The organism is Chitinophaga sp. Ak27 (assembly GCF_012726295.1).
Lineage (GTDB): Bacteria > Bacteroidota > Bacteroidia > Chitinophagales > Chitinophagaceae > Chitinophaga.
Window position 1 is genome coordinate 302,461 of record NZ_JABAOB010000010.1, and the last position, 16,051, is coordinate 318,511.

The 16,051-nt window shown below is 47.5% G+C and carries 12 protein-coding genes; 1 reads left to right on the forward strand and 11 read right to left on the reverse strand.

Translation table 11 applies throughout. The annotated features are described in order from the left end of the window. Position 1: 1 nt before the first annotated feature. The 11 genes from HGH90_RS27910 to HGH90_RS27960 form a co-directional block, all read right to left on the reverse strand. Positions 2-2,467, reverse strand: a complete 2,466-nt coding sequence (locus HGH90_RS27910; RefSeq protein WP_169192426.1) for a glycosyl hydrolase family 95 catalytic domain-containing protein — start codon at positions 2,465-2,467, stop codon at positions 2-4. Between the two features lie 183 nt (positions 2,468-2,650). Continuing rightward, positions 2,651-5,029, reverse strand: coding sequence for an ABC transporter permease (locus HGH90_RS27915; protein WP_169192427.1), 2,379 nt, complete (start codon positions 5,027-5,029; stop codon positions 2,651-2,653). Positions 5,030-5,188: 159 nt separating this feature from the next. After that, entirely contained in the window at positions 5,189-5,596 is a 408-nt protein-coding gene (locus tag HGH90_RS27920) for a DsrE family protein (RefSeq protein ID WP_168767324.1), read from the reverse strand. A 35-nt stretch (positions 5,597-5,631) separates the two neighbouring features. Beyond that, positions 5,632-6,603: a c-type cytochrome gene (locus HGH90_RS27925; protein WP_248277079.1), complete on the reverse strand. Its 972-nt coding sequence runs from the start codon at positions 6,601-6,603 to the stop codon at positions 5,632-5,634. 26 nt (positions 6,604-6,629) lie between these two features. Next, entirely contained in the window at positions 6,630-7,331 is a 702-nt protein-coding gene (locus HGH90_RS27930; RefSeq protein ID WP_168767325.1) for a hypothetical protein, read from the reverse strand. A 264-nt stretch (positions 7,332-7,595) separates the two neighbouring features. Further along, on the reverse strand, positions 7,596-8,408 hold the full coding sequence (locus tag HGH90_RS27935; RefSeq protein ID WP_168767326.1) for a helix-turn-helix domain-containing protein: 813 nt from the start codon (positions 8,406-8,408) through the stop codon (positions 7,596-7,598). A gap of 94 nt (positions 8,409-8,502) precedes the next feature. Continuing rightward, positions 8,503-9,486, reverse strand: a complete 984-nt coding sequence (locus HGH90_RS27940; protein ID WP_169192428.1) for a hypothetical protein — start codon at positions 9,484-9,486, stop codon at positions 8,503-8,505. Between the two features lie 66 nt (positions 9,487-9,552). Beyond that, the gene (locus HGH90_RS27945) at positions 9,553-11,091 is read right to left on the reverse strand and encodes a hypothetical protein (RefSeq protein ID WP_168767328.1); all 1,539 of its coding nucleotides are present in this window, start codon (positions 11,089-11,091) and stop codon (positions 9,553-9,555) included. Positions 11,092-11,131: 40 nt separating this feature from the next. Continuing rightward, positions 11,132-13,900: a TonB-dependent receptor gene (locus tag HGH90_RS27950; protein ID WP_169192429.1), complete on the reverse strand. Its 2,769-nt coding sequence runs from the start codon at positions 13,898-13,900 to the stop codon at positions 11,132-11,134. A 458-nt stretch (positions 13,901-14,358) separates the two neighbouring features. Then, complete coding sequence (locus HGH90_RS27955; RefSeq protein ID WP_168767330.1) at positions 14,359-14,940, reverse strand: RNA polymerase sigma factor; 582 nt, start codon at positions 14,938-14,940, stop codon at positions 14,359-14,361. 104 nt (positions 14,941-15,044) lie between these two features. Beyond that, positions 15,045-15,203, reverse strand: coding sequence for a hypothetical protein (locus HGH90_RS27960; protein WP_169192430.1), 159 nt, complete (start codon positions 15,201-15,203; stop codon positions 15,045-15,047). 2 nt (positions 15,204-15,205) lie between these two features. Here HGH90_RS27960 and HGH90_RS27965 point away from each other — a divergent pair. Continuing rightward, a partial coding sequence (locus HGH90_RS27965) for an LPS-assembly protein LptD (RefSeq protein ID WP_169192431.1) occupies positions 15,206-16,051 on the forward strand: 846 nt, incomplete at its 3' end.

Genomic DNA, 16,051 nt, shown 5'->3' on the forward strand with positions numbered 1-16,051 from the left:
ACTATGGTCTGGTAAAAGTATATGTTTTCCCTGCTTCCGTCATCAAATCATATTGGATCGTAGCAGGCAATGCAGCGGTAGCCGCCGTATCTACTTTCCCATGAACCAGCGGCGCCGCGATGGCATCCACCTGGTAGAAAGGATTTGTTTGCGCTCCGGTAACAGGCTGTAACAAACCTTTTGTTGCTAAAGTATTAGGTACGCGTAAACGACAGTTTCCACCCAGGGTCGACAAGATAGTGACCTTTGCCAGCTTTCCATCTTCCCATACCATTTCCTTTATTTCAAAACCACCCCTTGCCCGCAAACCAGCTACACGTCCACTTTTCCACTCATCGGGCAAAGCGGGCAACAAATGCACGCAACCATCCTGGCTTTGCAGCAACATTTCACAAATGCCGGCAGTACATCCGAAATTGCCATCGATCTGGAAAGGCGGATGCGCGTCAAACAAGTTAGGATAAGTACCTCCTCCGTTCCTTACTCCAGCTGGAGTAAGCTGATCTTTGATCAGTTTCCAGGCATGGTTGCCGTCCCGCAAGCGCGCCCAGAGGTTTACTTTCCAGCCCATAGACCAGCCGGTAGATACATCTCCCCGCTGGATCAACGAGGTGCGGGCTGCATTAAATAATGCCGGCGCGCCTTCCGGACTCACCTGGTTGGCAGGATATAACCCAAACAAATGAGATACATGCCGATGCTTATCTTCGGGATTGTCCAGGTCTTGCAACCACTCCTGTAACTGGCCGTACTGCCCTACCTGCATAGGCGGCAGCCTCTTACGTACCGCCTTCATCTTTTCCACCAACGCAGCATCGGTATGCAATACCTCTGCTGCATGAATAGTGTTACACAAGAGGTCAAATACGAGCTGGTTGTCCATCGTAGCTCCCGCCGTCATAGATACGCCGGGATAGGCTTTCGGGTTATTCTCCGGCGATATGGACGGTACTACCACCAGCCAGTGATGCGTGGGCTCTTCTACCAGGAAATCCAGGTAAAAAGCCGCCGCCCCTTTTAAGGCAGGATACACCGATTGCAGGTATTGCTTATCGCCGCTGAACATATATTTTTCCCACAGGTGGCGGCTTAGCCAGGCGCCTCCCATAGGCCACATACCAAAATAAATTGGATCTACCGGCCCCGTAATACGCCACAGGTCTGTATTGTGATGGGTTACCCATCCACCGGCGCCGTACATCACCTTAGCGGTTTCCCGACCGGTAACAGACAGGTCTTTTACCATCTGCACCAGCGGTTCATGCATTTCAGTGAGGTTGGTGGTTTCGGCAGGCCAATAGTTCATTTCCGTATTTATGTTGATGGTATACTTGCTGCCCCAGGGCGGATTCATCAACGGGTTCCAGATGCCCTGCAGGTTGGCTGGCTGCCCGCCGGGCTGCGAGGAGGCAATCAGCAAATACCTGCCAAACTGGAAATAAAGTGCCACCAGCTGCGGATCATAGCCCGCAGTAAAGTTCTTTAACCGTACATCTGTAGGATACCGCTCTGCATCGCTATTGCCCAGGTACAACTGTACCCGGTTGAAATAATGCTGGTAAGCAGCGATATGATCTTTCAGCACTTCCTCATCATCTTTCTTTTCCACTTTATCCAGGTAAGCAGCTGCCCGTTTGCCCTCGTCGGCGCTCAGATCGGCATAGTTGACGAAGTTGGTAGCAATGGAAATATAGATGGTAACATCATCGGCCCGGCTGATTTGGATAGAATCGCCGGCGGCAGACACGGTACCGCCATTCACTTTGAATTTAACGAGCGACTGAAATTTCACTTTACCCGGTACCCCGTCTTTATTGCCACTCACACCAGACAATACCAGTTCGTTGCTACCGTTTACGGCCACACGCGATTGCTGCGGACTATGCAGCGCAGCCGAAAAGGTAATGCTGCGGGGCTCTTCTGCAGTAAGCCGCACTACCATCACCTGGTCAGGAATAGACGCAAACACCCGCCGGGTATACTTTACGCCATTAAACGTATAGGCAGTAGTAGCCACCGCCTTCTCCAGGTTCAGCTCCCGGTAATAACCCTGGTACTGTTCATGCCCGGGAAAATGCAGTTGCAGATCGCCTACCGGTTGGTAACACATCCCGTTGATCTGCTCTGATTGCATCGTCTTTGCTGCCAATTCAGCCGCGGCCTTCATCTGGCCTGCAAATATCAACTTCCTGACTTCCGGCAAGGCGGCCAACGCATGATGATTTTCATTGCGGTTAGGGCTACCGCTCCACACGGTGTTTTCGTTTAGCCGTATCAGTTCTTCCGCCGGATTGCCGTACACCATCGCTCCCAAACGGCCATTGCCCACCGGCAGTGCCGCTTCCCATACCGCCCCGGCCGGCTGGTTGTACCACAGCTTCAAGGCCTGCTCCTGCGCCCATGCAGGGGCAGCGGTCATCAGCAGGATTACGTAAACGGATATGCTTTTTTTTGCTTTTCTTAACATGGATATCATAGTTAAATGGTAACCTCCCCGGTTATCCCGGTGGATAAGATACAATAACGATAACTTATTTACAACTGCAAATAACGGCGGGGCAGCTTAATAAAGGGCTAATCAACCGTTAATAAACACAAAAGCCTGGAATAAATTTCCCGGCTTTGTCGTGTTGATAATATTTTGAGAAAGTTACTCTGCCCGCATACTTTTCACCGGATCTGCCAGCGCGGCCTTGATGGCCTGGTAGCTGATAGTGGCAATGGCAATTCCGAGTGCAATTACACCGGATACTAAAAATACCCACCAGGCAATACTGATCCGGTAAGCAAAAATCTCCAGCCATTTATGCATGCTATACCAGGCGAGTGGAGTGGCTATTAAAAATGACAGGATCACCAGTTTCAGAAAATCTTTCGACAACAGGTTCACGATATCCGTTACCGAGGCGCCCATCACCTTACGGATCCCTATTTCACGGGTGCGTTGTAATGCGCTGTAAGAAGCCAGTCCCAGTAATCCCAGGCAGGAAATGAGGATGGCCAGCAGGGCAAAATTGAAGAATAACTTACCAAACCTTTCTTCGGCGCGATATTGCCGGTCAAAAAATTCGTTCAGAAAATAATAGCTGAAAGGCCGGTTGGGTATCAATGTCTTCCAATTTTTTTCAATACCCGCCAACGTACCTTGCAGATCACGGGGTGCTACCACGATAGAAAGCACTTCGCAGCCGCCTGGTTCGATACGCATGGTCAACGGCTTAATGTTTTCCTGTAAAGAGCGAAAATGAAAATCCTTTACCACTCCTATAATGGTGCCTTCGCGCCCCCATTGCCGGAAAGACCGGCCTACCGCCTCTTCCGGTTTGGTATACCCCAGCAGTTTAACAGCCGTTTCATTCACTATCATCGCATGAGTAGTATCTGTTCCAAAATCCCTGGAAAATCCCCTACCCGCTACCAGCTTAATTTTATATTGAGGAATAAAATCATAATCTACAAAATATAAGTCCAGGTTAGCCACCTGCATTTCCCCCTGCTTGTTTTGTATTTCGGTATAGGCTCCTTCAGTATTGCCGCCAGGGATACCGGACGACATTGTGGTACGCATTACCCCGGGTAAGCTGGCGATGGCATTCTTAAAAGCATCTCTTGCCGGGTCGCCATGGGTATCAATGACCAGCACCTGCTCTTTACTGAAGCCCAGGTCTTTGTTATGCATATAATGCATTTGCAGGTACACAATGATAGTACCGATAATGAGCGTAATAGAAATAGCAAACTGCGTTACCACCAGCCCTTTACGTAGCAAGGTGCCTTTGGAACTGGTAGAAAAACGGCCTTTCAACACCATAATCGGCTTAAAGGAGGATAACACCAATGCAGGATAGATGCCTGCCAGCAGCCCAATCAGGATAGCCGCCAATAAGAGGATGACAATATAAACAGGTTCCGCGATGAGCCCATCACTGATCGTTTTGCCAGCCAGCAAATTGAAGGCAGGCAGCAAGGCGGAAAACAGCACAAGTGTAAGCACGAACGCCATCAGGCACAGCAACAGGCATTCTCCTATAAATTGTCTTAGTAACTCCTGCCGTGTAGCGCCTACTACTTTACGAATGCCGATTTCTTTTGCCCGTTCTACCGACCGGGCAGTAGTGAGATTAACAAAATTAATAGCAGCGATAAAGAGGATAAACAAAGCGATCACGGTAAAGATATACACATTGTTCCGGCTACCATTTACATAGGCGCCGTACGTGGTATTAAGATATACATCCGCTAACGGTTGTAAGGCTACCGTGTAAAACATTTTGTGCTTCCTTCGTTCGTCGCCGTTATGCCGTTCTATAAAATCCGGGAACTTGGCGGTGAGCGCAGCGGCACTGGCATTGGGTTGCAGCAACAGGAAAGTGGTGGCGCCGAAATTTCCCCAGGATTTATCTAATCCAGGATTAAGTTTAGTCAGCGTAGACATCGACACCAGCATATTGGCCTTTAACTGGGTATTTTCCGGCATATCGGCCATGACGCCTGTTACGGTGGATGGTATCAGGTCGCCCGTAAGCAACACAGATTCACCCAGGGGATCAGCATTTCCGAAATATTTTTTGGCAGCGGTTTCGCTCAACACAATACTGTTGACATCGCGGAGCGCAGTGGCCGCATCTCCTCTCAACAGCTTAAAATCAAATACGCGGAACAGCGAGGAATCGGCAAAAAGTGTCTGGTCTTCCTGGAAACTGACATTCCCTTTTTTCACCAGTAGGTTAGCAGTACTCACCCTGGTAAATGCTGCTATCTCGGGGAAGTCGCGCTGCATGTTAGGCGCGAATGGCCAGGGAGTTATTCCTCCTTGTATGGTTTCGCTGGGCGTTTTCACATCGCAAGTCACCCGGTAAATACGATCTTTTTTCGCATGGAATTGATCGTAACTCAATTCAAAATGCACATACAGGAAGATAAAGAAACAGGCGGTGAGTCCCACCGTCAGGCCCAATACATTGATCAGGGAAAAGATTTTATTTCTCCAGAGATTGCGCCAGGCAATTTTCAGATAGTTTTTTAGCATTGACAACAGGATAATTTAACAGTGAACCTTCACAGGGAACCTGTTATACAACGCCAACACAATGCCAGTATACAGGTATTTTAAGATCAACCACTATAAAATTATCCAAATTTATAATTTGTCCGGTTTCGACACTTTTCCTGTTCAGTTCCGCACAAGTTACTGCGCCACTTTTATATATCCCCAACCTTGCCTTTGCCGGGTGAGAATTTCATAAATGGCATCCGGCACCATCTCAACGCCTGGTATCAGTTGAGAAGCATCTTTGTTATTTCTTTTCATGGTCATACCACAAACTTTCACCGCCACTTTTTTATTGATCAGGTCTGTAAGGCCGGGTGCAATTTTAGATTTATCTTTTAATACCATATCCAATGCTTCCCCATATACTGCGACTTCCAGCTGTGCATCGGGATTAGCTTTCAGGATACTGCTGGCCTGGCGTACGACGGCATTTTGATCGTCCATATTCTTACTGGTAATATCAAATACTACTTTATAGTCGCTTTGTGCATATAGCAACCGGCTTCCCAACGAAAGTGCCAATATTAACAACAGCTTTTTCATGATTAGATTTTTTTGGTAAAAAATAAACCGGGATATTACTTAAAGCGTGATCGGCCCTGGTGTGCCAGTACAATAGGATTAAAGGGACCATATTTATGTTGTGATACCGGGAAAGTATCAGTGAAGGGGCCAAAGGGATGATCAGGCGGCTTGGAGCCTATATCCGGCCAGTCCGCGGGAAACGCTTTCACCGGGCGTGGCTGCGAATTCACAAACGCCGCTACATCCCAGGCCTCTTCATCGCTGAGTTGTATGCTGCTATAATTTGCCCCGAAAGGCATATTATACTTCACATACCCGGCAAACTTCGACAGGCGATAAATTCCTGCCCCGGTATTATAGCTCTTTGTTCCCCACAGTGGGGGATACAGGAATTCGGCGTCATCGGGCTTCATCATACCACCGCCGTTAATACCATGACAACGCTGGCATTTCTGCTGAAACACCTTTCGGCCCGCAGCGGTATCTGTACTTCTTTCCAGGTACGGCAACTGTTTTATACCACTTCCAGGTGGATGATGTCCTTTAGGAATATCTTTTCCCAACCAGTGTATATAGGCAACGATCGCTTTCAGCTCCCGGCTGCCGGAGTCCAGGGGCTGGCCATTCAGGCTCCGGATAAAGCAATCGTTTACTTTTCTTTCAACAGACTCTATGCTGCCACTCCGGGCCCTGAATCTGGGGTAGGTGCTGGCCGTACTGCCATAGTTATTGCCCCAGGGCTGGGTACCTGCCCGCAGGTGACAATTCTGGCAATTCATACCATTGCTGATGCTGGCCACGGAACCATGAGGCCCCAGGTAAACAGCAGTATGCACAATCAGCTCCCGCCCATACCGGATCAGATCACCGTCTGCTGTAGCAGGAATGGTAGCAGTATCCGGGGCTATCCACACTAATGTGGCCGCCCCTTGTTTTTCGCGTGGCCCGTTGCTTCTGTAAAAAAAATAGTTGATCACCATAAACAGCAATCCGGCAAACAACACAATTTCCAACGCATGAAGCATCGGCCTGGTTTGCAATGGCATACGTTTCATCCTGCATAGCAATAAGCACATTTCTTTTCCTGGGCTCTGCCTACCGCCCAAACACCGGAAGGCACTACCTGGATACCTGGCAAAATACCATCCATCCATTCCTTTTTCACTACAGCAGGGTCAAGTGACATCTTTTGTGCGGCTACCGCACTGAATACCGTCATCGCCATATTACATACGCAGAACATCACACCGCTGGCTTGTAGCTCATTAATGCCAATAGATACATTGCCTACCCCTGGTACGCTGAAATCATCTGCTTTAGGCTCCCAAAAAGGATTCCTGGTGGAAGGCGCCTTGGTGAGCGGGTCATCCGCCTTGAACATTTCGCCAAAATGATATTTTTCCCACAGCTCACTTTTCATCGCATAGGGAATACCGGCATGCCGCAATACCACTACTATCCCGCAATCTTTTTCCGGCGTGCCGGTGGCGCTATTGGTCAATAAAAATACCCGGGGCCAGGCAAAAGGAAATATTTCGTTGGGGCGTACAACGTCGAGTACCATGCGGTGTTTGCCTTTGATCTTATTCATCCAGGCATCGGCGCTGTTAGTAGTCATTTTCATATGCTCCTGCGGGATAGCCGCATGCAGGTCAATCGGAACCATAGCCGGTATACCCAGGACAGTGGCGCCCGCAATGATTTTGCCGAGAAAATCCCGACGGTTGGTGGCTCCATTTTCATTATTGTTCATACGATGGAAATTTAGATGAACAGAAAGAACAGATTTGCTCATGGCACAAGCAGCTACCGCTGTGCCCATTGTGATCAGGCCAGTACATTTAATTAGAAACCGGTAGCTTTCCAGGGATTGGTCAAAAATATCAGCGATGTGTTTTCGACCTCGTTAATGTGGAAACAGGTTGATATACATCGATTCACCACGTTAACATGAGAAGTATAAGTGGGATAAAATTAGTAAAATTAGAAAAGAGACAATCGGAAAAAAGTGACAATTTTATAATCCCATTGCCTGCTCCAGGTCACTGCGGAAACCCGGGTATTCATGAGGCAAACAATGCGTGAAGTACCTGAACTCGTTGATAAAATGCGTTTGATCGCTGTACCCAAACTTCTGTGCCAGCAGGCTCCATTGCGGAAACCGCTCCCTTTCAATGTATTCAATGGTTTTACGGAAGCGCACCACCCGGCAAAACATTTTAAGATGAAGCCCGGTTTGTTCCAGGAAATTTCTTTCCAATGTGCGCTTCGTCATAAACACACCTGCCTCCAGCTGCCGGATAGAAATATTGCCATCTGCCGCAAAGATCAGCCGGATGGCCCCATCTATATTCCTGGCATACTTCTTTTCCTTCCATAGCTGTTGCAGTAAAAAAGCTTCCAATATACGCACCTGCTGTTCTTCATTTACACCTGCTTTCAGCCGGGTGCTCATCTCTGCAACCTGTGGCCCGAGTATTACCGATAAATCGCCGCTTTTATTACAGAATGGCTGCGAAGATATCCTGAACAGTTTATACCAGGCGCCTGGCTTCAGGTTGATCACCAGCTGTTTAAAACCCGACATAATGCGTAGCTCGCATACATCATGGTTGGGACCTGTAATACTGTTGGCAGCAGGGTATTCCTGGTGAGTGATATCATATACTGCCTGGGGCATACCGATATTGAATGTGAGGCTTTGCATCACATGGGGCAGCACAATCATTTCCCGGAAACCCGTTTCCTGGAAATCGCTCTCCAGGACGAGGTAAGAAACGATGTAGTCCTGTAGCAACCTATGGGGTTGAAAAGATTGCACTTTGAACATACACTGGCTTTTTGAAGTATGTCCCAAAGGTCCTGAAATTTCTCCAGCTTTACTCGTTTTTCAGGCAAATAAACTACCCGGCGCTTCCGTACCTTTATTTTCTTTTATAAAATGACAAAGCCACTTTTTCTCCGGGGTACTTCTTAATTTCTGAATCGGTAATATAACCACTGCCATCAGCGGCAAAGCCGATGCCTTCTCCCTGTCTTTCGTTGCGGGCATAAGGCGCATCCTGGGGTTTGCGCAGTAAGGCAGCCCAGATAGTTTCACCAGGTTGCCGTTTCCAATACCAGATCTGCCCGGTATTACGCAGTAGGATTTCTGTACCATCTGCCGAAATATCACCGGCGGTAAGATGATCAAAAGGCAGTTTATCCAGCGCCACCAGTGTGGTTGGGGCGGTGGTAGATTGTGGATACCGGGCTATATACAACGTACTGGTACCCACTTCTTTGGTAGCAATATATACATCGTTGCTCAGCGGGTCCAGCAGCAGGGTTTCTGCATTTACAGCACCGTGCGGATATACCAGCTCTATTTTATCCACGGCGGTAATGTGGATAACGGTATTGGCATTGGCGGCCGACAAGTCCGGTTCCGGGAAACGGTATACATAAACGCTGCGGTAGGCGGCATTGTTATCCCCGATTTCTGCTACATAGATATACTGTTTTCCCTTTTCCGGCCCGGGCCCGGCAGCAATATCTTCCCAGTCGCGGTTAACGATACCATCCAGTACCAGCGTACCTCTGTTGGCGCCTTTGCTATCAGTTACATACACTTCGTTAGAATTACCACTGTCTTCGTGCACATACAACAATCCCCGGTACGCATGACTGGCTGCTACGCCCGACAATTCCTCATAGTCCTGGCGCTCCGTTATCACTACCTGCGGCGTGGCCATAAACAGGGTGCAGGGGCTGAGGAATGACAAATCATAGTTGGCGGTCTTCACAGTATCCACTACTACTGCAGTGGTATCTTTGGGTGGGTTACTTACCCTGTTGCTATCCTTACCGCATGCCGCCATTAAGGCTGCCATCCCGGATAGTAACAGGCAGGTATAAACGCAGTTCATCTTTTCAAAAATTAAAACGAAAAAGGACGTACAAAGACGTCCTTTTTCGTGTGTCAGGTATAGGAATTAAAAGGTATGTTGATTGCCGGTGTTATCAGTAGGGAAGGCGCCCAGGTCTTTATTGGGACCGGTAATGTTAGCACCGAAGGTACCGCCGGCTTTTATCATTTTCATCGGAATGCCGTATTGAGTCAGCAACGGAGCACTTGGCTTCACCGGGATGGCATTCTTACCGGTACCACCTGCGTATACGCCGGCGCCAATGGCAGGAGAGCTGGATTTCAGGTGGAAGTCGGCGCCCGCCGGAATCTGGTAGATACGGTAATTGGTGCCTAAACTCATAGCAGCCATATCATAGTTAACAAACTGGGGATCGTACTTCAGCGAATCATTAGGATTGTTGGTACCTGCATTGGTGCCGTCGGCAGCGATAGGTCCGTTGGTATAACCATTCAGGTCGTTGCTCTGTTTCAGTGTAAACTGCTTAGCTTCAATAAACACCATGAATTGTTCGGCGCCATCACCCATTGGATAACCCCTGCCAATGGCTGTCAGGTTATTATTGTACAGGGTATTCAGCGTATCGCTGGGCTTACCTTTCTCTGAGTGGAAAGAAATTCTCAGACCGGCTTTGCAGTTAACGATAATGTTATTGAAGATATAACCACCTGCGTTGGTTTCGGTATTGATAGAACCGTTGCGGGTAGCTTTGGTTTGTCTGAAACCACAGTTTACTAGGGTATTGTTGTAGATGTTTACCATACAGCTTTTACCGGTGGATCCAGAAGTTTTCAGACCGTTGGTGGCAATACCATAAGTGAAGTTGTACGCCATATCGCCGATTACACCATCTTTGATGTTAACGGCTTCACCACCGGTGGCGCCAATTTTGGTGAAGGTGTTACGCATTAGGCTCATGTATACATTACTCGGACGGATACCATCGTCTTTCGCGCCATAGAACCAGGAATCTTCCACGATCAGGCTGCCGAGGGAGCCTCCTTTACTGTTCATGAAAATAGTGTAGCGCGCATCGCCGGGTGTAGCGCCATAATCTGCGGCATTAGCGCCCCATGCACCACCAGTGTATTCAACGTGTGTCCAGCGGAGCAACAACAATTTAGCGTTGGCGCCACACTGGAATCCACCCCAATACCCTTTGAAAGCAGGGTCGTTGGCAGCATTATCCTTATAAGTAGCATCCGACTTCTTTACAGTAGCGGTTTCATATACGGTAAACCAGTTTTGTGCATCCTTGGTGCCATCGCTCGCCAGCGTACCGTTTACCAAAAACGCGGGACTGGTTTGCGGGCTTTTGCCATCACCATGAATCAATACCTTTACACCCGGTTGCAGGTAAAGGGTATCGCCTTCGTTAATGGTTACATCAGACATGATATGATAGGTTTTACCAGCCAGCATAGTACCTTTCAATGGAATAGCGTTGCCATTGGCATCAAATTTTGGCAGCGTGGTATCACTGATCGTTTGTCCAACGATTACCAGTGGCTTGGAAATTTCCACATGCTCACTACTCTTTTTACAAGAGATGACGGAGAGCGCTGTCAGGGCAATCAGACCACTTTTAATAAAGATCTTTTTCATAGTTTTCGCTTGAAAATTTAAAAGATGTTATTGAATAATATTAAAGGACAAATCGTACACCGAGTTGATAGTTCTGGCCATATACATCCTTCTGGGCAAGGGTTTCATTTCCTTTCTGCGCGAAGGGGATCAATGCCTGGTTATCCGCTATAGCTTTTATATACACCTGGTAAGGTGTATTCAACAGGTTCTGTATTTTGGCAAATACTACAAAGTGCTTATTCAGTTTCTTTTCTGCAGAGATATCAAACAGGTTCATATCCTTTTGCCAGTAATCCATACCATAATAAGGAGATACCAATACAATACGTTTACCGGTGAACTGCCATGCCAGCTGCATATCGAGCCCCAGTGCAGGATTCTTGTACAACAATGACACGTTGGCTATATGCGCCGACTGCCCCTGTAGTGGCCGTTTTTCCAATGGCGCCGGATCGATGTAAATACGGTTAAACGTTTTCAGCTTAGATGTTTCGATCGATGAGTTGGTATACGTATAATTTCCACGGATGCCGAAGTTGCGGATATATTTTTCGTATACCAGTTCAATACCAAAGTTGGTAGCATCGCCGAAGTTACCCGGCTGATATACCAATTGACTTTGTACGCCGGTTTGTGAAAACCCATATTCAATCGGGTTTTGGATATTTTTGTAAAAGGCGCCTATCAATAGCTGTTCATCTGGTTTAGGAAAGAATTCGTAACGGAAATCGAAGTTATTGGCGGTAGTATGCTTCAGCATTGGATTACCTCTTTCATCCCATTCGTCGCCGGTAAAATTATAAGGCACAATCTCAAAATAACCCGGGCGGCTAATGGAACTGAAATAAGACAACCGCAGGTTGGTTCGGCTACTGAGCAGGTATTTCAAATGCACGCTGGGCAGCACATCGGTATAATTAATGGATCCCGTTTTTCCAGCCTGGGTGGGAGGCACATCGGTATCAAACTGCTGATCCGTATTCTCTACGCGCACCCCTACAATCGCTTCCAGTTTCCGTATGGTAAATTTCACCATACCATACCCGGCCGCTACATTTTCATCAGCGCGGTAGTTATTTGCTTCTGCCGGGGAACCGGCAGGATTAATCACGCCCCACTTGAAGTGATAAATATCTACCCATTGCTGCAAGCCGGAACCATCAGCTACATTGTCCATGTTATAATTCTGGTAGAAATTATCCCGGTGCTTGGCGCGATACATACCGCCCAATGAAAATTTAAATGGCAGATCTGCAATAGTAGCATAGTAAGCGGCATTGGCATAAGCGGCATAATCACGGTCGTTATTTTTCCACCAGGTACGGTTGTAACGCTGTACAATATTGGGGTGCAGGTAAGGATCTTTCTGCGTACCATCAGCGTAAAATCCGCCATCATAGCCATATTCAGTCAGATCTGGTATGCGATTGGCAGCTTTGGCATATACACCAGACCAGCTTAACTGTAAATGCTGTGATAACAACCAATGTTCCCCTTGCAGGGTAGTGCTGTTGATCGATTGATGCTGGTATTTGGAACGGAACTTATACCATACCTGTCCGGTACCAGGGCCTGTACGAGGGGTGTAAGGCAAGGTATCTCGGCCTATCCGTGCCTGTGCCTCTTCGAGTATGGCCGTGAAAGAATATAAGCTGATTTTATTGTTCTCATTAAAGCGGTAATCTACTTTGGCATTCAATCCTGTCCGCGTAATGGCAGTAGAATAATCACGCTGGTAAGCATGCTTGATAAACAGGTAACCATCGGCATTATCCCTGTCGGTATATTCACCCGGATTAAAAATGCTGTGATAACCTTTATACGTATGCTGATAAGACGCGCCCAGCATAATCCCCAGCTTATTATTAAAAAACCGGTTACCCACCGATAAGCTACCAATGGCGTTGGGTGTGAAATACTTTTTCGTATAATTCAGGTTATCGCGGGTAAAATCATCTGGTTGCGCCTGGTAGTTAGGGCCATGCATTTCATACGGCGACTGTTTATTGATAGCGCCAGTAGGAAAATAATCGAATGGGCGTTCCAGCAGTGTTTGGCTGTAGCCTGTAGACAGGCTACCATTCAGGTACAGGCGGTCGGGGGCATTCTTCATCACCATATTCACTGTACCACCAATGGCATCGCCTTCCATATCGGGTGTGAGTGTTTTGTTTACTTCTACCCTTTCCACCAGCTCCGCCGGGAAAATATCCAGCGGCACATACCTGTTCTTGTTATCAGGACTGGGTATCTTTACACCATTGATCAGGGTGTAGTTATACCGTTGGTCCATCCCGCGGATAATCGCATAACGGCCATCTCCACTGCTACTTCTCTCTAATGACACACCAGATACGCGTTGTAATACGTTGGCAATAGTAATATCAGGGGATAGCTGTATCGCTTTGGCCGAAACGATGTTCATCACATTGCCCGCCAGCATCTCTGCTTTCTTCGCGGCCTGCGATGATTCAGCATTGCGTTTGGTATTGATATTAACTGTTTTCAGGTCTCTTGCATTGCTGTTGAGTACCAAGCCAATGAAGCTATTAGCAGTAAGGTGGATGGTTGTATCCAGCGTTTGGTATCCTACGTAAGACACCTGCAAATGATAAGTGCCCGCAGGTAACTTATCTATGCTAAAAGTACCATCCAGCCTGGCGCCGCCGGCACGTTTCAACTCCGCTATACGAATAGTGGCCCCGGGTAATTGTTCTTTGGTTTGCGCATCCAGGACGCTTCCCTTCAGGGTAATGTCGGCCTGTTGACTGAAGACGGTTGATATACTACAAAAAAGTAAAATGGAGATGAGTATCGTTCTTATCATCCGGTAGAATTTCTACAAAGGAAATTTGAATTCTTTTCAGATGACAGGGACTATTATGATATTAATGGAAAAGTAATTATAAGGTAATAATTAGTTAATAACCAGTACTCTGAAACTCCAGTTAAAACAGGGCGATAAAAGGGTAAGATAACCGTATTAGCAGATAATCTGTAATCATTCTGGAGAGATTCTGTACTGTAAACTGATCAAGCGTTGGGGATATTTTGTAAATGTATGGGCAATGGGTTTAGTAGTAAGCCTAAAAAAGGTATAAACACGTATTTAAAAATTTACGCACTTATCCCCTTGATAACAAATAATATTAGATAGACATTTGTACCCGGAAGCAAGCGCCGTTACATTCCGGTACATTCCCCAAAAAAAGGCCACCAATACACTCCCGTTGCCCGTTCCCCAAAAGCGCTTGCTTCTTTTTACGGCTCAACAGGTCACACCGCTCAGTCTTTTTTCTTCAAAATGTATAGTAACACCAACAGGGTAAAATCTCCTACTTTTTCCCGTAAACGCTCCAGGGCATGATAAATCAGCTTACAGGTACCGGTGATGTTCATATGCATGATCTCCGCAATCTGCTCGTACGACAGGCCCTCATAATATTTCAGGAAGGCGGCTTCCCGCTGCCGGTTGCTCAGGATCCCCATTAAAGTACTGATCTTACTCCGTAGCACCGCCATGCGCTCCTGCCCTACCATAGGGTGCTCCCCGGTTACCTCTACATTAAAGGGAATATGCTCTCCGGCAAACTCTTCTTCATGCCGGCAAGGTACTTCCAGGCGGCGCAATAGGATACGGCGATAGGACCGGTACAGGTACTGCTTTACCACCAGGGGACTGGTAATTCCTTCCCGGTTCTGCCAAAGCTTGCGGAAAAGATCTTGCAGGCTCTCTTCTACACAAACATTGTCGGGAGTAAATCTAAATCCATAATTGGAGAGCGGGGTATAATATTGTTCGTACAATCCTTCTAACGCTTTTACATCCCCTTCTTTATAAGAGTACCATAATTCGTTATCATGCATAACGTTGGAGTTAATTGAGGAGAACCAAGATACGCCAAAAATCATTGCCGGCAAAATGAAGTATATAGCCGGCTCCTACGTCCCCTAACGATCCTCCGAAAAAGTTAACTTTTCTTTACCAACTGTAATCCCCCGCTACCATCGCCACTTTTACCCCTCCTTGCCCCGAAATCCCCTATCACTACCCTCTTGGTAAGTGCGTATGAAGACAAACTCAGCAATTCCGGTACTATTTTCGCGTCACGGATGCCATCCAATAACATACATGAGATTTATTTGCCAACTTCTTTCAGGGTTCCTGATTGTCCTCCTGCTCATTGCCGCAGGCAGGCCCAACACCATTATGACGCATTTGCCACTGGCCACCGCAGACACCCTGCCGCCCGATACCCTGCCCCGGGCGTCGAAAGATAGCATAGACGCACCCATACATTATAAGGCAAAAGACTCTATCGTAATGCTGGTACCTGAAAAACGAATGCTCCTGTATGGCAACACCGACACGAAATACAAAAATACCAGCATCACCGCCGAACGCATGCGGGTAGACCAGCAAACCGGCATGGTAGAAGCCACCAAATCGAAAGACACCGCAGGAAAACCAATAGGCCTCCCCGTTATGACCGACAACGGCCAGAGCTTCGAATCCGATACCATCCAATTTAATATCGGCACCCGTAAAGCCAAGATTTACCATACCCGCTCCCAATACGGAGAAGCCTATATCGGTAGCCAGCAGGCCAAGCATATGACAGATAACACCATCTTTGGATTTAAAAATACCTTTACCACCTGCGACCTCGATACACCACACTTTCAATTCCGTGCCCGGAAAATAAAAATTATCCCAGATAAACTGGTGGTGTCCGGCCCCGCCAACCTGGAAATTGAAGGGATTCCCACCCCCCTCTTTATTCCCTTCGCCATTTTCCCGATTACACAGGGGCAGCGCTCCGGCATCCTGCCTCCGCAATATGTGGTGAACCAACAAAAAGGAATCGGACTGGAAAATGGCGGCTACTACCTCGGCCTCGGCGAGCATTTCGATCTTACCATGCGGGGAGATGTATATTCTTACGGTAGCTGGAGCCTGACGGCCAGTCCCACGTAT